Consider the following 16,073-nt stretch of genomic DNA (forward strand, 5'->3'; position numbering starts at 1 on the left):
ATTCCTGCGCCGCCTCCCCTGCGCTGCGGCCGTCCTCCCGTACAGTCGGGGCCGTGGTTTCCCAGCTCACCGGCGCGGGCCGGCGATTCGACCGGAACGGCGAACCGTTCCGGCGTCGCAACACGCTGCCGATCCTCATCGTGATCGCCGTTCTCGCCGTGGTCGCCATCGCGACCTGGGCTCGCGCCATGTCCTCCCAGGAGGAGACCGCCGCTCCCGTCTCGTGCCCGCCACCTCCGGCGCCATCGGCCTCGGCGAACGCGACGACGGCCGGCGCCGCGGCGCGCGCCGGTGCCACGACGCCGGCGCCCGCGCCCGCGTCGGGGCGGTTCGAGGTGGTCTCCCCCGACGACCTCGTCGCGGTCCGCCCCGCGCCCCTCGCCGCGTCGACGGTCCGCGTGCTCAACGCCTCGGGGCAGGCCGGGCGGGCGGAGACGACCTTGAACAAGCTCGCCGACTACGGCTTCAGCGCCCCCACCTCCGGCGCGTACGGCAACGACCCGGTCTATCCGGAGATGGCCTGCCAGGCGCAGCTGCGGTTCGGCGACACGGGCAGGGCGGCGGCCGCGGCGGCGTGGATCATCGCGCCGTGCGCCGAGCTGATCAACGACGGGCGACGCGACAACTCGGTCGACCTCGTGCTCGGCACCTTCTTCACCGACCTCGAGCCCAGCACCGATGCGCAGGAGATCCTGCGCATCCTGCGCGCGGCACCCTCGGGGGCGGCGGACGGCGGGGCGAATCCCGCGCTGGTCTCCGCGGTCCACAGCCAGTCCTGCAACCGCTGACCTCCGCCGGCTGCTACAGGTTTTCCAGGCCCCCGGCCGCCCGCAGCAGGGCGACCAATTCGTCGGCGATCCCCGGCGCCGCCGCAAGAGTCAGAGCGCCGTCGTCGCTGGTGGAGTCCGCAGCGGGCACGATCACGACGGCGCCCGCCTCCTGCGCGACGAGCGCGCCCGCGGCCCAGTCCCACGGGCTGAGTCCGTGCTCGAAGTGCGCGTCCGCACGTCCCGCGGCCACCATGCACAGGTCGAGCGCGGCCGAGCCGATGCGTCGCACGTCGCGCACGGCGGGCAGCAGCTGCGCGAGCACCCGGCCCTGCTTCTCGCGGCGCTCGCGGGCGTACCCGAAACCGGTCGCGACGAGGGCCAATGCGGGGTCGGTGATCGGGTTCGCACGCAGCTCGCGGACGGTGCCGTCCGCGGCGATCTCGCGCGCTCCGGCGCCCAGGGCGGCTGCGTACACCGTGCCGTGCACGACGTCGGCGACCGCACCCGCCACGGACACGCCGTCGATCTGGGCGCCGAGGGAGACCGCGTACGCGGGCACCCCGTAGAGGAAGTTGACGGTGCCGTCGATCGGATCGACGATCCAGCGGACCGCGCCCGGCTCGCCCCGTTCACCGCCGAACTCCTCACCGAGGACCGTGTCGTCCGGCCGCAGTTCCGCGAGCCGTTCCCGCACGAAGCGTTCGGTCTCGGTGTCGACGACGGTCACCGGATCCGTGGGCGTCGACTTCGTGGTCACCCCCTCCGGACGCGTCCCGTCGGCACCGTCGAAAGCATTGGCGCCGAACACCTCCGCGCGGCGGTCCGCGACGCGGCGCGCCGCCTCCGTGACGACGGTGACGGCGATCTCGGACAACTCCCACCGGTTACCTTGCACGCCCTCCACAGAACCACAATCCGCGGTACTTTGTCAGCGCCGGGGGCACCCGGGCGGAGGACGTGACGTCCGGCACTTCGAGGGATGCGGAGCAGGCAATGGCGGAGAATCTGGGGTTCGGCGTCGACATCGGCGGCAGCGGCATCAAGGGCGGCATCGTCGACATGGACACGGGCGATCTCGTCGGCGAGCGCTTCAAGGTGCCCACGCCGCAGCCCGCCACGCCGGGCGCGTGCGCCGGCGCGGTGCGGGAGGTGATCGGCCACTTCGGCTGGGACGGCCCCGCCGGCATCACGGTGCCGGCGGTGGTGACGAACGGCACGGTCCGCAGCGCCGCGAACATCGACTCGGCCTGGGTGGGCACTGACGCGGGCGAGCTCTTCAGCTCGACACTGAACCGCCCGGTGACGGTGCTCAACGACGCGGACGCGGCAGGGCTCGCCGAGGACCGGTACGGCGCGGGCCGCGACTTCGACGGCGTGATCCTGCTCCTGACGCTGGGCACCGGCATCGGCTCGGCACTGCTCTACCGCGGGACCCTGGTGCCCAACACGGAGTTCGGTCATCTCGAGGTGGAGGGTAAGGAGGCCGAGCACCGCGCGGCCAGCTCCGTGAAGGATCGCCGCGGCTGGAGTTACGAGAAGTGGGCGGGACAGGTCAGCCTCGTCTTCCGCGAGTACGAGAAGCTGCTCTGGCCGGACCTGATCATCGTGGGCGGCGGGGTGAGCCGCAAGGCCGACAAGTGGGTTCCGCTGCTCGAAGTGAGAACGCCGGTGATTCCGGCCGAGTTGCAGAACACGGCGGGCATCGTCGGCGCTGCGATGGCATCGCGACACCGGTGAACTGTCCGGTTCGGGCGCTTTGACCGCAGGTGAATGCGGGCGGGGCTACCGAATCGTTACAATGGGTCATCGGCGTCGAAACGCCGTAACAGACGCCGGACCCCCTCGCCTCCGGACGCATCAGCAATCACCGACGCCGCGCACGGCTTCGGGCCCGTGCTGTTGTCGCGCCCCGGGATGTGGTTCCGACGCACGCAGGCACAGTAGGAAAGGGCGTACGTGGCAGCGACGCAGACCAGCTCCAGCGCACCGTCGGCAGACGGCGTGGACGGTTCGGCCACCTCGGCGGAGACCCCCGCCAAGAAGACCACCGCCAAGAAGGCTCCGGCCAAGAAGGCACCCGCGAAGAAGGCCGCGGCGAAGAAGGCCGCCCCCGCCAAGAAGGCTCCGGCGAAGAAGGCCGCGAAGAAGGCCGCCGGTCCGGCCAAGCGCACGGCGAAGAAGGCCGCGGGCAAGAAGGACGCGTCGGCTGCCGGTGCCGAGAGTGGCGCCGAGGACGAGGTCGAGCCCGAGCTCGACGGCGATCCCGATCCCACCGAGCTGTCCGACGAGGACGTCGCGCTCGACGCCGATGGCGACGACGCCGCGGACGACGCCACCGAGGCGAAGGGCAAGAGCGCCGTCACCAAGCCCGCGCCGGCGGACGCCGAGGACGAGGAGCCGTCCGAGCAGGACAAGGCCTCGGGCGACTTCGTCTGGGACGAGGAGGAGTCCGAGGCACTGCGCCAGGCCCGCAAGGACGCCGAGCTGACCGCCTCGGCGGACTCGGTGCGCGCCTACCTCAAGCAGATCGGCAAGGTCGCGCTCCTCAACGCCGAGGAGGAGGTCGAGCTCGCCAAGCGGATCGAGGCCGGCCTGTTCGCCGAGCAGCAGATCAATCGTTGGCTCGAGCGCGGCGAGAAGCCCGCGATCGGCATCCGGCGCGACATGAACTGGATCGCCCGTGACGGCAACCGCGCGAAGAACCACCTGCTGGAGGCCAACCTCCGCCTCGTGGTCTCGCTGGCAAAGCGGTACACCGGCCGCGGCATGGCCTTCCTGGACCTGATCCAGGAGGGCAACCTCGGCCTGATCCGCGCGGTCGAGAAGTTCGACTACACCAAGGGCTACAAGTTCTCCACGTACGCCACCTGGTGGATCCGGCAGGCCATCACCCGCGCCATGGCCGACCAGGCCCGCACCATCCGTATCCCGGTGCACATGGTGGAGGTCATCAACAAGCTGGGCCGCATCCAGCGCGAGCTGCTCCAGGACCTGGGCCGCGAGCCCACGCCGGAGGAACTGGCCAAGGAGATGGACATCACGCCCGAGAAGGTGCTGGAGATCCAGCAGTACGCGCGTGAGCCGATCTCGCTCGACCAGACCATCGGCGACGAGGGCGACAGCCAGCTCGGTGACTTCATCGAGGACTCGGAGGCCGTGGTCGCCGTAGACGCGGTGTCGTTCACCCTGCTGCAGGACCAGCTCCAGTCGGTGCTCGACACGCTGTCCGAGCGCGAGGCCGGCGTGGTCCGCCTGCGGTTCGGCCTCACCGACGGCCAGCCGCGCACCCTGGATGAGATCGGCCAGGTGTACGGCGTCACGCGCGAGCGCATCCGCCAGATCGAGTCGAAGACGATGAGCAAGCTGCGGCACCCGTCGCGCTCGCAGGTCCTCCGCGACTATCTCGACTAGACCGGCGGCCGCGCCGAGCGCACGTTCAGCGCTCGGTGCTCGCGCTGCGGCCCGTCACCCACAGCGGACCGGTGACCAGCCAGATCACGGTGATCACGCCGAGGGTGCCGAAGACGCCCATGAGCGCCTCGCGCTGCGTGGCGTCGGCCACGGTGTATCCCAGCCCGAGCGAGACGGCAGCGGTGATCGCGACGGCCCCGAGCCACCGGCCGAAGTCCGACCACTCCTTGCGGGTCCGCTCCGGCCCGAGCTTCGGCACCTTCCGCGGGGCGGGGCCGCCGGCGAAGCGGTGCGCGAACCGCTCGTCGGCCCAGGTGATCATCCGGTGCCCGAACATCACGGTGCAGCCCAGGTAGATGCCCGCGAGCCGGTGCGCGAAACCGACCTCGCCCCCGCGGTACAGGTCGACCGCGACGGCGGCGATCAGGACCACGTCGAGCACGGGCACCAGCGCCAGCGCGACCATCCCGGCCCGGCGGGCGCGCAGCACGTACCGCAGCGTCAGGCCGCCCAGGACGAGGACCCAGAAACCGATCTCACACGCGGCGATCGTCCACAGCACCGGATTGTTCAGCTCTCCCATGCCACCGACTCTGCCGGGCGGAAGCCTCGCCGTCGTCCCCCTGGCGGCGGGCGGGCCCTCCCCCTTTCAGGGGACCCTTCGCCCCGATCGGTGTGCTGCAATGGGCGCATGAAGTCGTTCGGTCGCTCGTGGACGTCGGAGTACGCCGCGGTCCCGGCGATCGGCATCACCCTCGTGGGCGTGCTGCTGTGGGCGGCGGGCGGCTGGACGGTGCGCGGCGAGTTCGAGGACTTCTATCCGTGGCAGGTGAAGTTCGGACTTCTCTGCGGCGCGCTCACCGTCCAACTCCTCGCCCGCCGCCGCCCGGCGCTCGCGTTCGCCTTGATGCTCGCCCTCACGGCGTGGGACTTCCCGTTCGGACCGTCGGTCGTGCTGTGGATCGCCCTCTCGGACGTCATCTACCTCGCGGTGGCCACCGGTTCCGATCGGTTGCGCGAGGTGGTGTCGTGGACGGTCCTGGTCCTCACCGTGACACTCGGCATCGGCGCCGCCGCGCTCGGCGGGGTCAAATACGGCATCTACATGACCCTCGTGCTGATCGCGGTACTCTGGTCTCCCATCGGCTACGGCCGTGCCGTGCTCGCCTACCGCCGGCTCGCCGAGCTCGAACGCGAGGAGAGCGAGTCCCGGCGCGCCGCCGCGCTCGCGGACGAGCGCCGGCGCCTCGCGCGGGAGCTGCACGACACCGTCGCCGGGCACCTCTCCGCGGTCGCGATCCTTGCGGACGCCGCGCAGCGCACACCCGAGAATCCGGCGGTACTGCAATCGATCCGGGCGGGCAGCCTCGCAGCCCTCGAGGAGATGCGGGCCACGATCAACCTCCTCACCTCCCCCGACGACGCCGCCGTCCGCACCACCCTCGAATCCCTGGAGCCCCTCATCGAGACCGCGCGCGCGGCGGGCGTGACCATCCGGCTCGGCCTGCCCGACGGTGCGCTGCCCACCGCCGTGGAGGCCACCCTCACGCGGATCCTCGGGGAGGTCATCACGAACGCCACCAAACACGCCCCCGGCGCGGAGCTGGAGGTCGCCGTCCACACCGACCAGGAGGCCCTGACCATGACCGCCACCAATCCCCTACCCCGCGCGGGGTGGTCCGAGGGCGCCGGGGACGGCCTGCGCAACATCGCCTTCCGCGCGGAGTCGATCGGCGGCACGGCGACGGCGGGCCCGCACAACGGCACCTGGGTGGTCCGGGCGACGATCCCGTTGGCGGTGCCCCGGTGACCGCCACCGTCGTCCTGGCGGACGACCACGCGGCGGTCCGGGCGGGCCTGCGCCTGCTGCTCGAATCGACCGGCGAGGTGCGGGTGATCGGCGAGGCGGCCGACGGTGCCGCTGCCCTGCGGCAGGCGCGCGCACTGAGACCCGACGTGGTCGTGATGGACGTGCGCATGCCGCGGGTCGACGGCCTCGCGGCGACGGAGTCCGTCGTGGCGGAGACCGACAGCGCGGTGCTGGTGCTGACCACGTTCGACCTCGACGAGTATGTGCTGGGCGCGCTCAACGCCGGGGCCAGTGGCTTCCTGCTCAAGTCGGCGGGCGGCGACGAGCTGATCCGCGCCGTCCTGGCCGTCGCGGCGGGCGATGCCGTCCTCGACCCGAAGGTGACCCGCGCGGTGATCGCGGCGATCCCGCGGCCCGGCGTCGAGCACGCCGCGGTCGACCTCCGCGCCCTCACCGACCGGGAGCGCGACGTGCTGGCGGGGCTCGGCGAGGGCCTGTCGAACCAGCAGATCGCGCGTCGGCTCGACATCGGGGAGGCGACGGTGAAGACCCACGTCTCCCGCGTGCTGATGAAGCTCGGCGTGCAGTCGCGCGTGCAGGCTGCGGTCGTCGCCGCGCAGGCCGGTCTCACCTGAAGACTTGACCTGAACACTCTTTGAGGTTGTGTGATGGATCCGTTCCAGAAAGGCGGCCCCCGAGGAGAGACCATGGGCACCGATCCTGCGCGCGTCGCGGCCGTGGTCGGTCCGGCCGCCTCGCTCGGCACCCTGGCCGCCGACTTCAACGGCCCGTCCACGCTGATGCTCTTATGATGCACGTCGGCGTCGCTCACCGTGGCGCTGGAGGCTCAGTACCCTCCCCCTCACCGGGTGAGGGTACTGATCCAGTCTCGGGTGGTGGCGGGGTCGATCACGTCATCCAGCTCGAACGTGGTAGCGGCGTGCAGCGCCCGTCCGCGCTGATACGCGACCCCGAGCAACTGGTCGAACAGCTCCGCGCGGGCGGCCTCGTCGGGCGCCGCCGCGAGCTCCTTGCTGAAGCCCAGCCGCACCGCGCCTTCTAGGCCCATGCCGCCGATCTCGCCCGTCGGCCAGGCAACGGTGAACTGCGGGGCGTGGAAACTGCCGCCGGTCATCGCCATCGCGCCGAGCCCGTAGCCCTTGCGGAGCACGATCACGCCGAGCGGCACGGTGAGCCGGGCGCCGAGCACGAACAGCCGGGAGAACCGGCGGACTGTGGCCTGCTCCTCGGCCTCAGGGCCGACCATGAAGCCCGGGGTATCGCACAGCGAGATCACCGGGAGCCGATGGGCCTGGGCGAGTTCGAGGAAGTCCGCGAGCTTGTCCGCGGCCTCGCCGTCGATCGCGCCGCCCAGATGCCGGGTGCTGTTGGCGATGAGCGCGTACGGCTTTCCATGGACCCGCACTAGCGCGGTGATGACGCCGACACCGTAGTCGCGGCGAAGTTCCAGCGTGGAGTCCTCGTCCACGATCGCGGTGATCGCGGCGCGGACGTCGTACGCGCGCATCCGGTTCTCCGGCACCACGTGGCGGGTGGCGCGCGGATCCGGCGCGGTCCACTCGTCGACGGCGCCGGCGAAGTAGCCAAGGTACCGGCGCGCCCGGTCGACGGCGTCGGCCTCGTCGTCAGCGACGACGTGCACGACCCCGTTGCGGCGCTGCACGTCGATGGGGCCGATGGCCTCGGGCGGGAACTCGCCGAGCCCGCCGCCGGAGATCATCGCCGGTCCGCCCATGCCGAGGTTGGCATCGGGGGTCGCGATGATCACGTCGCAGATGCCGGCGAGCGCGGCGTTGCCCGCGAAGCACCGGCCCGAGACGACGGCGATGAGCGGGACGCGGCCGCGCAACGCGCCGAGCGAGCGGAAGGTGGGCACGTCGAGGCCCGCCACGATGTCGAGGTCGGTGTCGCCGGGGCGGCCACCGCCGCCCTCTGCGAACAATACGATCGGTACCCCGCGACGCTCCGCGACGTCGATCAGGCGGTCGGTCTTGGCGTGGTTGCGCCATCCCTGCGTCCCGGCGAGTACGGTATAGTCGTACGAGACCACCATCGCTTCGGCACCATCGATCGTCGCGAGCCCGCCGATGAGCCCGTCCGCGGCGCCCGTCGCGATGAGCTCCTCCTCGGAGCGGCGCGCCCGCTGCGCGGGCAGGAGCAGTGCGCCGTACTCGGTGAAGCTGCCCGCATCCACGAGGTCGTCGATGTTCTCGCGGGCGGTGCGCCGGCCGATCCTCCGCCGCTTGGCGACGGCGTCGGGCCGGCCCTCGTCGAGAGTCACGCGGTGCCGTTCCCGCACCTCATCGAGATCCGCGCGGGGCCGGTCGAGATCGAGGGCATCAGCCGAGTCGCCGGCCGCCGCCGCGCCGTCGGCGGCGGCGTACGTCAGGAGCGGGGTACCCGCGGTCACCGTCTCCCCGGGCCGCACCAGCACGTCGCCGACGGTGACGCTCACCGGCAGCGTCTGCTCGTGCTCCATCTTCATGGCCTCGAGCACCACTAGGGCGGTCCCGGGGTCGGCCGCGGCGCCGACTCCCGCGACCGCGACGACGGTGCCGGTCAGCGTCGCGGTGAGCACGTCCCCGTCGAGCTCGACGGCGGGCGTCGTTGCCGCGACGGCGGTCTCGGGAACGAGGTCGCCGATCCGTCGCGCGAGGTACCCGGTGTCGACGTGGCCCGACCGGAACTCGGGATCGGTCAGTACGGCGCGGAGCAGGGCGAGGTTGGTGCCGGGGCCGTCGATCACGAACTCGCCCAGCGCCGCATCGGCCTTGGCGTAGGCACGCGCCGGGGTGGCGGCACGCACGATCACCTTCGCGAGCAGCGAGTCGTACCGCGCGGAGATCGTCAGCCCGGGGCGGCCGTAGTCGTCGACGCGGACGCCGGGGCCGGCCGGAGGCGTGTAGCCGGTGAGAGTGCCGGCGGTGGGCAGCACGGTGCCGTCGCGCTGCGGCACTTCGAGGTTGACGCGGGTCTGCACAGCGGTCCAGTGGGCCGCGGCGGGTGTCCCCGTGACGACGCCGTCGCGGCAGCCGACACCGGGCGGCAGGCCGAGGTCGCCGAGCAGCGCCCCTTCTGCCAGCGCGAGCTGCGCGGCGACGAGGTCGACGCCGGTCACCTCCTCGGTGACGGTGTGCTCCACCTGGATCCGGGGATTGACCTCGAGGAAGACGGCTCCGCCGTCGCGGACCAGGAACTCGACGGTCGCGAGCCCGCGGTAGCCGGCGGCGGCGCACAGCCGGGCGGCGTGGCCGTGCAGCGCGGCACGCAGCTCGTCGTCCAGTGCGGGCGCAGGTGCGATCTCGACGACCTTCTGGTTGCGGCGCTGCACACTGCAGTCGCGGTCGCCCACCGCGGCGGTGTCGGCACCGTCGCCGACGACCTGGACCTCGATGTGCCGGGCGCCCGTCTGCAGTTCCTCGGCGAAGACGCGGCCGTCTCCGAAGCCGAGCTCGGCCTCGGAGACGCAGGCGCGGTATGCGGATTCGAGCTCCTCCTCGAACCGGGCGCCGGGCAGTACGGCGCGCATGCCACGGCCGCCGCCGCCGGCGACGGCCTTGATCATCACGCCGGCGGGGCGGCCGACGGCGAAGGCGCGCACGGTGGCCAGGTCCGCCCCGCCCGCAGTGGCGGCGGGCACCGGAACGCCCGCGGCGACGGCCGCGGCGCGCGCGGCGGCCTTGTCGCCGAACGTCCGGAGCACGTCTTGCGTGGGCCCGACGAAGACGAGATCCGCCGCCGCGCACTCGGCGGCGAAGTCGGCGTTCTCCGCGAGAAAGCCGTAGCCCGGATGCACCGCGTCGGCACCAGTGCTCGTCGCGGCCGCGACGACCGCGTCACGGTCCAGGTACGCCGCGGCGCCGGAGCCCGGGAGCGCGACGGCGTCGTCCGCGGCGGCGACGTGCGGAGTGTCTGCGTCGTCCGCCGCGTACACAGCCACCGTCGGAATTCCGAGCTCCCGTGCGGTGCGGATGATCCGCAGCGCGATCTCACCCCTGTTGGCGATGAGCAGTTTCACTTCGATTCCCCCTGGTTGAACGCGGCCGCCCGCTCGAACAGCTCTCCCTTGCGCACCTTGCCCGTCGCCGTCATCGGCAGCGCGTCGACGACCACGAAGTCCGGCACCCTGTAGCCCGCCATTTTCTCCCGCGCCCACGCCGTCAGCTCCGCGACGTCGACGGGGCCGGCGGTGTGCGTCTCGGTCATGCCGTAGGTGGGTCCGCGAACGTCGGGGCTCGGTCCTCCGAATTCGCCGACACCGCCTCGCTCTGATTGGCGGTCCCGATGAGCGACGCGATCGCCGCCTGTTCCTCCGCTGACCCATCCGCGAGCGAGACGCGGCCGGCCAGTTCCGTCAGCACCTTCGACCGGCGCAGGGCGAACGGGTTCTTCGACGCGATCTCACGAGCGAGCTCGACCGCAGCACCGTGCGGATCGTCGGAGCACCGGGTAGCGAGACCGATCTGCACCGCTTCGGTTCCGTCGATGATCCGGCCGGTGTAGATCAGCTCTTTCGCGACGTCTCGGCGCACCAGTCCGTCGAGCAACTGCGTGCCGGTCATGTCGGGGACGATGCCCCCCTTCACCTCCATCAATGACAGTTCTGTTGAAGGATGGACTATGCGAACGTCCGCTCCGAGTGCAATCCGCAAGCCGCCGCCGAAAGCCACACCATGGACGGCGGCGACCACCGGAACCGGCAGCGTTGTCCACACGTGCGCCGCCTGCTGCGCAGTCGCGGAAGCCGGACCGATCGGCCCCCGGGCGCTCGGCGCGTGCTGGAAACCGTCGCGCATCTGACGCAACCGGTCGAACTCGATCCCGGCGCTGAACGCCCGCCCCTCCCCCGACAACACGACGACACGCACCGACGGATCCGCGGCCAACCTCTGGCCCGTCGCGATGAGCGCCTCGAACATCGCGTCATCCAAGGCGTTCAACTTTTCCGCCCGCGCGAGCCGCACGTCAGCGACGCCGCCCTCGACCGAGCATCGCACCCGCTCCTGGACGGACGAGTGCTGCTCCGGCAACGCGCCGGGCTCGGCTTCCTCCGGCCGGGACGATGGTGCGCCACCCGCCGCACCATCGCCGGCGCGCGGCGCCGGATCCACGAATTCCGAAGCCACTCCGAGCAATGCGGCGGCCGCCATGCGCACCTTCTCCGCGTCGGGTTCCTCGCCGGTGATCACCGGCGAGTACACGAACGCCTCCGCGGTCCGTAGGAGTAGGTAGGCGAGGTCGTGGACCGGGAGTTCCGGCCGGAACCGCCCCGCCTCGATCTCCGCGTCGACGAGCGACACGATCCAGTCGAGGATCCGCCCGTGCACACCGCCGGCGCGCGTCGTCATCACGCGCATCGCACGCTGGGGTTCCGACCGGACGAAGGGCACGAACGCCTTGCCGCGGTTGGCCGCGGCGGCGAAATCGCCCATCACGTTGGCGATGCGCACCGCGCCGGTTCCCTTCGCCCGCTGCGCGCACCTGTCGAGGGTGGGTTCTGTGATGGACCAGATCACTTCGCCGAGGATCCGGTCGCGCCCCCCGAACCACCGGAACAGCGTGTTGCGGTTCACCCCCGCGTGCTCGGCGAGCTCGTTCATCTCCACTCGTTCGTGCCGCAGGAAGGTCTCCCGCGCGCGGGCGATGATCGCCTCGCGCTGCCCGTCGGAGACCGGTCGCGCCCCATTCACTCGAGACTGAGTTCGACCGACCTCGCCGCCACCTCGCATCATGACAGAAGGATGACACATTTGATCGGTTCAGCGGGGGGGAACTCCGCCCCGGTGCCGTCGACAATCTCGCGCAGGCCACCAGGTCCTATTTGCATCATCTTATTCAAATGACACACACGCCATCCGAATCTGGTGGAGACTGCTCGACACGGGGCACTCGGCCACCGAGATCGGCCCGAGCGCACCTCAGCGTTCCCCGTATTGGAGGCCACACATGATCACGTCGACCATGCAGAACGGTGATCTCACCATCACGAGGCTCGTGGAGCACAGCCGGAGGGCCTTCCCCGAGGCGACCGTCGCGACCTGGACCGGAAACGAACTGCGCACCAACACCTTCGCCGAGATCGGAGACATCGCGGCCCGGCTGGCACACGCGCTCGCCGCACTCGGGGTCCGGCGCGGGGATCGCGTGGCGACCTTCATGTGGAACAACAACGAGCACCAGGCGATCTACGCAGCCGTGCCCGCCATGGGCGCAGTCCTGCACACCCTCAATCTCCGCCTGTCCGCCGAACAGGCGGTGTTCATCATCGACCACGCCGACGACAAGGTGATCTTCGTCGACGCTTCGGTCGCGCCGCAGTTGGCGGAGTACGTCGCTCAGACCCCCGGCGTCGAGCACGTCGTCGTGGTCAACGGCCCGGTCGAGACGTTCGGCCCCGCGGGCCGGGTTCAGGTCCACGCGTTCGACGACCTCATCGCCGGCCGTCCCACCGTCTTCGACTGGCCGTCCATCGACGAGAGCGACCCGGCGGTCATGTGTTACACCTCCGGAACCACGGGCGACCCGAAGGGCGTGGTCTACAGCCACCGGAGCATCTACCTGCACTCCCTGGTCGGCACGTCCACGATCGGCTTCGGGCTGTCCAATCACAACCGCGTTCTGGTGATCGTGCCGATGTTCCACGTGATGAGCTGGGGACTCCCCTACACCGCGATGATCTGCGGCGCGAGCCTCGTGATGCCCGACCGCTTCCTCCAGGCCGAACCTCTCCTCGCCATCATGGCCGTAGCGGCCCCCACGCATTCCGTTGCGGTCCCGACGATCTGGCAGAGCGTGGCCGCACGCCTGGACGTCGCCCCGCAGGACATCTCGCACCTGAAGGAGGTCGTGGTGGGCGGCGCCGCGCTGCCGCCCGCGATGATCAAGCGCTTCGACGGGTTCGGCGTCCGGCTCACCCACGGCTGGGGCATGACCGAGACCTCCCCGCTCGGCACGATCGCCCGGCCACCGGCCGGCTGCGTCGACGTGGACGCGACCTTCGCGTACCGCGTCACCCAGGGCCGCTTCCCGGCGCCCGTCGAAGCGAGGATCGTCGACGGCAACGGCGAGCCGCTCCCGCACGACGGCACCTCGAGCGGTGAACTGCAGGTGCGTGGCCCGTGGATCACCGGGGCGTACTACTCGCCCGAGGGGAACGTGGCGGCACCGTCGAAGTTCGACGAGGGGTGGCTGCGAACCGGCGACGTTTCGGTCATCAGCCCCGAGGGCTACATGACGATCGTCGACCGCACCAAGGACCTGATCAAGACCGGCGGCGAGTGGATCTCCTCCGTCGAGCTGGAGAACACGGTGATGAGCAATCCCACAGTCGTGGAAGCTGTGGCCATCGGGGTGCCCGATGCGAAGTGGGACGAGCGTCCGTTCGTGCTGGCCGTGGTCAAGGATCCCGCGCACGCCGACGTCGGTGCGCAGCGCGCGTTCCTCGCCGACCTGATTCCCAAGTGGCAGATCCCTGAACGGTGGGCGTTCGTCACCGAGGTCCCGAAGACGTCGGTCGGCAAGTTCGACAAGAAGCGCATCCGCGACGAGTACGCGAACGGCGCGTATCCGGTGGCCTACTGCCCCGACGTCGCCGCGAACTGATCCCACCGCCCGAGCCGATTCTCACCCGAAACCGAAGCGAACGAGGTTCTGCCCCATGCCCACTGCCACCATCATCGGCGCCGGAGTCATCGGCGTGTCCTTCGCCCGGCTCTTCGCGAACGCCGGCTGGCAAGTCCGTCTGAACGACCCCCGCCCCGATCTTCAGCAGATCGTCGAGCGCGATCTCGCGGGCCTACCGGTGACGGGCTTCTCCAACCTCGCCGAGGCGGCCACCGGAGCCGACTTCGTCCAGGAGGCCGGACCGGAACGGGTTCCGCTGAAGAAGCAGATCTTCGCAACACTCGCCGCCAGCACGCGCGACGACGTGGTGCTCGCCTCTTCCACGTCCTCGCTGCTCCCGTCGTCGTTCAGCGAGGGAAACCCCGCCGCGGACCGCATTGTCGTCGCCCACCCGTTCAATCCCCCGGAACTGATCCCACTGGTCGAGATCGTCCCGTCGCCGGCCACGTCGCAGGAGACCGTGGACCGTACGTACAACGTGTTCCTCGAGCTCGGGAAGCTCCCCATCAAGCTCAAGAAGGAGATCCCCGGTTTCGTTGGCAACCGCCTGCAGCGCGCGCTCAACGAGCAGGCGTCCTATCTGGTGCAACAGGGTGTGATCGGTCCCGGCGAGCTGGACGAGATGGTCAAGGCGTCGCTCGGCCTCCGCTGGGCGACGATCGGACCCTTCGAGAGTCGCACCCTGGGCGGCGGCCCGGGTGGAATGCGGCACATCATCGAGCACATCGGGCCGGCGATGACGTTCGATCTCGGCACCCCGGACAAGGACGCGATGGGGCCGGTGTGCGACGCCGTCGAGGCCGTGTACGGCACGGGACAGGCGAATTGGGAACGCCTCTCCGAGCGCCGCGATCGGCGCACGCGGGCCGTGCTCGACGCGCTTGAGGCCGCGGACGAAAAGACTATCGCAGAGGAGTGCTGACACCGTGCTGAAGACCAACGAAGCCGCCGCTCGACAACTCGACGACCGGCTGCGCGCGGCACCCGCGACCGACGACGACTTCGACATTCACGGATATCTCGGCGAGCTCCTCGACACCGTCGGCCTCACCGAGTCGGACTGCGGCGGCACCGTCGAGTTCACCGGGCGCGACCCGATCCTCCCCGGCAGCCTGCGGCTGGCCGGCGGCACATCGATCGCCCTCGCGGCCAAGTCCGTCGCCATCGCCAAGATCTGGCAGCTGCGCGGCGGGCTCGGCCAGGACATCGCGATGGACCTGCGCGTCGCCCCGCGACGCCTGTGTCCATTCTTCGAGAACCGGTGGGAACTGCTTAACGGATACGCCCCCAAGGATCCCGCTCGCGTCGACGACGCGTTCGCGACGTTCAGCTTCTACGAGACCGCCGACGGCCGGTGGATGCACCCGATGGGGCCGTACCCGCGGCTGCGCAACGACGCCGCGGCCCTGCTCGAGGTACCCGAGCGCGTCGACCGGGTCGCGGACGCGATCAAGCGCTGGAACGCGCTCGACCTGGAGGACGCGGGCGCCGCCGCCGGCGTCATCATGCCGATGTGCCGCACGACCGCGGAGTTCATGGAGACCGAGCAGTACCGGCAGGTGCTGCGCACCCAGCCACCGGTGGTGGTTGAGAAGATCGGGGACAGCGAGCCCGAGCCCTTCGCGCCCGACCCCCGCACTCCGCTCGACGGGATCCGGGTGCTCGGTCGCGCGCACATCATCGCAGGCGCCGGGGTGGGACGCGCACTGGCGCTACACGGCGCCGACGTGCTCAACGTCTGGGATCCGAACGAGTTCGAGAACCCGATGCTCTACATCACCTCCAACGTCGGGATGCGATCGACGACGCTGGACATCAAGACCCCCGCGGGCGATGCCACGATGAAGGGGCTCCTCCGTGGCGCGGACGTGTTTATCGCCAACCGACGGCCCGACTACCTGGTACGACGCGGCCTGGACGCCGAGGCCGCGTGCGCCGAGCGCCCCGGACTCATCCACGCCACCGTGGACCTCAACGGGCGCACCGGGCCGTGGGCCGACCGCGTCGGCTTCGACCAGACCGCCGGAGCGCTCGCGGGCGTCCTGATCAACGAGGGCGAGAACGGCGTTCCGTCGCTGCCCGCGGTGCCCGTGGTCAACGACTACATCACCTCGTGGTTCCTGCAACTCGGCATCCTGCACGCCCTCATGTTGCGCGCGGTGGAGGGCGGCTCGTACCGCGTCAGCGTGTCGCTGACTAGGACCGCCCTGTGGATGGCCGAGCTCGGGTTCTTCGACAAGTCCTATTCGGCCGAGGTGGCCGGCCGGGCACCGGGCCACGAGCACCTCGAGCCGGAGACGTTCACGGTGGACACCGCTCTGGGCCGCTATCAGGGGGTCACCGAACAGATCCGGATGTCCCGAACGCCGGGGCACTACACGAATCCATTGATCCCCCGCGGCTCGCACCCGCCCGCGTGGCGTTAGGAAGGACCTCCG

Annotated in this window: 13 protein-coding genes; 8 read left to right on the plus strand and 5 right to left on the minus strand. The window is 70.8% G+C overall.

The window, feature by feature from the left end:
- Positions 1–53: 53 nt before the first annotated feature.
- The gene (cei, locus tag FK529_RS08240; protein ID WP_158635078.1) at positions 54–788 is read left to right on the plus strand and encodes an envelope integrity protein Cei; all 735 of its coding nucleotides are present in this window, start codon (positions 54–56) and stop codon (positions 786–788) included.
- 13 nt (positions 789–801) lie between these two features.
- On the opposite strand, the gene FK529_RS08245 is transcribed toward cei, so the two are convergent.
- Positions 802–1,665, minus strand: coding sequence for an inositol monophosphatase family protein (locus FK529_RS08245; protein ID WP_438947181.1), 864 nt, complete (start codon positions 1,663–1,665; stop codon positions 802–804).
- A 98-nt stretch (positions 1,666–1,763) separates the two neighbouring features.
- Here FK529_RS08245 and ppgK point away from each other — a divergent pair, with 98 nt between their 5' ends.
- Together ppgK and FK529_RS08255 are read left to right on the plus strand one after the other, a co-directional pair.
- On the plus strand, positions 1,764–2,507 hold the full coding sequence (gene ppgK, locus FK529_RS08250) for a polyphosphate--glucose phosphotransferase (RefSeq protein ID WP_146560487.1): 744 nt from the start codon (positions 1,764–1,766) through the stop codon (positions 2,505–2,507).
- Positions 2,508–2,726: 219 nt separating this feature from the next.
- Positions 2,727–4,181 (plus strand): RNA polymerase sigma factor, encoded by a 1,455-nt coding sequence (locus FK529_RS08255; protein WP_146560488.1) that lies wholly within the window; start codon positions 2,727–2,729, stop codon positions 4,179–4,181.
- Between the two features lie 25 nt (positions 4,182–4,206).
- Here the strand turns inward: FK529_RS08255 and FK529_RS08260 are convergent, their stop codons facing one another.
- Positions 4,207–4,764 carry a hypothetical protein gene (locus tag FK529_RS08260; protein WP_146560489.1) on the minus strand — a complete coding sequence of 186 codons (558 nt, stop codon included), beginning with the start codon at positions 4,762–4,764 and terminating at the stop codon, positions 4,207–4,209.
- Between the two features lie 108 nt (positions 4,765–4,872).
- On the opposite strand from FK529_RS08260, the gene FK529_RS08265 reads away from it, so the two are divergent.
- Positions 4,873–5,991 (plus strand): sensor histidine kinase, encoded by a 1,119-nt coding sequence (locus FK529_RS08265; protein WP_146560490.1) that lies wholly within the window; start codon positions 4,873–4,875, stop codon positions 5,989–5,991.
- On the plus strand, positions 5,988–6,626 hold the full coding sequence (locus FK529_RS08270) for a response regulator (protein ID WP_146560491.1): 639 nt from the start codon (positions 5,988–5,990) through the stop codon (positions 6,624–6,626). The genes FK529_RS08265 and FK529_RS08270 overlap by 4 nt, the downstream gene beginning before the upstream one ends.
- Before the next feature lie 227 nt (positions 6,627–6,853).
- Here FK529_RS08270 and FK529_RS08275 read toward each other — a convergent pair whose 3' ends face one another.
- Genes FK529_RS08275 through FK529_RS20550 form a run of 3 tightly spaced genes read right to left on the minus strand, consistent with a single transcriptional unit; the run spans position 6,854 to position 11,702 of the window.
- On the minus strand, positions 6,854–10,030 hold the full coding sequence (locus tag FK529_RS08275; RefSeq protein ID WP_146560492.1) for an acetyl-CoA carboxylase family protein: 3,177 nt from the start codon (positions 10,028–10,030) through the stop codon (positions 6,854–6,856).
- Positions 10,027–10,218 (minus strand): AMP-binding enzyme, encoded by a 192-nt coding sequence (locus FK529_RS08280; protein WP_146560493.1) that lies wholly within the window; start codon positions 10,216–10,218, stop codon positions 10,027–10,029. The genes FK529_RS08275 and FK529_RS08280 overlap by 4 nt, the downstream gene beginning before the upstream one ends.
- A complete protein-coding gene (locus FK529_RS20550; protein WP_158635079.1) occupies positions 10,215–11,702 on the minus strand; it encodes a crotonase/enoyl-CoA hydratase family protein in 1,488 nt (495 codons plus the stop codon). The genes FK529_RS08280 and FK529_RS20550 overlap by 4 nt, the downstream gene beginning before the upstream one ends.
- 256 nt (positions 11,703–11,958) lie before the next feature.
- Between FK529_RS20550 and FK529_RS08290 the strand changes: the two genes are divergently transcribed.
- From FK529_RS08290 to FK529_RS08300, 3 genes are read left to right on the plus strand one after another with little or no spacing between them, the layout of a single operon-like run.
- The gene (locus FK529_RS08290) at positions 11,959–13,614 is read left to right on the plus strand and encodes a long-chain fatty acid--CoA ligase (protein ID WP_146560495.1); all 1,656 of its coding nucleotides are present in this window, start codon (positions 11,959–11,961) and stop codon (positions 13,612–13,614) included.
- Between the two features lie 55 nt (positions 13,615–13,669).
- Complete coding sequence (locus FK529_RS08295) at positions 13,670–14,557, plus strand: 3-hydroxyacyl-CoA dehydrogenase NAD-binding domain-containing protein (protein WP_146560496.1); 888 nt, start codon at positions 13,670–13,672, stop codon at positions 14,555–14,557.
- Positions 14,558–14,561: 4 nt separating this feature from the next.
- Positions 14,562–16,061: a CoA transferase gene (locus FK529_RS08300; protein WP_231702993.1), complete on the plus strand. Its 1,500-nt coding sequence runs from the start codon at positions 14,562–14,564 to the stop codon at positions 16,059–16,061.
- Positions 16,062–16,073: the final 12 nt, after the last annotated feature.

Source organism: Tsukamurella asaccharolytica, from assembly GCF_007858435.1.
Lineage (GTDB): Bacteria > Actinomycetota > Actinomycetes > Mycobacteriales > Mycobacteriaceae > Tsukamurella > Tsukamurella asaccharolytica.

What these genes read in the sequence shown, in the direction of transcription:
- ppgK (WP_146560487.1), top strand. Translation starts at nt 1,764, where the DNA reads ATGGCGGAGAATCTGGGGTTCGGCGTCGACATCGGCGGCAGCGGCATC.
- FK529_RS08260 (WP_146560489.1), bottom strand. Translation starts at nt 4,764, where the DNA reads ATGGGAGAGCTGAACAATCCGGTGCTGTGGACGATCGCCGCGTGTGAG.
- FK529_RS08265 (WP_146560490.1), top strand. Translation starts at nt 4,873, where the DNA reads ATGAAGTCGTTCGGTCGCTCGTGGACGTCGGAGTACGCCGCGGTCCCG.
- FK529_RS08280 (WP_146560493.1), bottom strand. Translation starts at nt 10,218, where the DNA reads ATGACCGAGACGCACACCGCCGGCCCCGTCGACGTCGCGGAGCTGACG.
- FK529_RS08290 (WP_146560495.1), top strand. Translation starts at nt 11,959, where the DNA reads ATGATCACGTCGACCATGCAGAACGGTGATCTCACCATCACGAGGCTC.
- FK529_RS08295 (WP_146560496.1), top strand. Translation starts at nt 13,670, where the DNA reads ATGCCCACTGCCACCATCATCGGCGCCGGAGTCATCGGCGTGTCCTTC.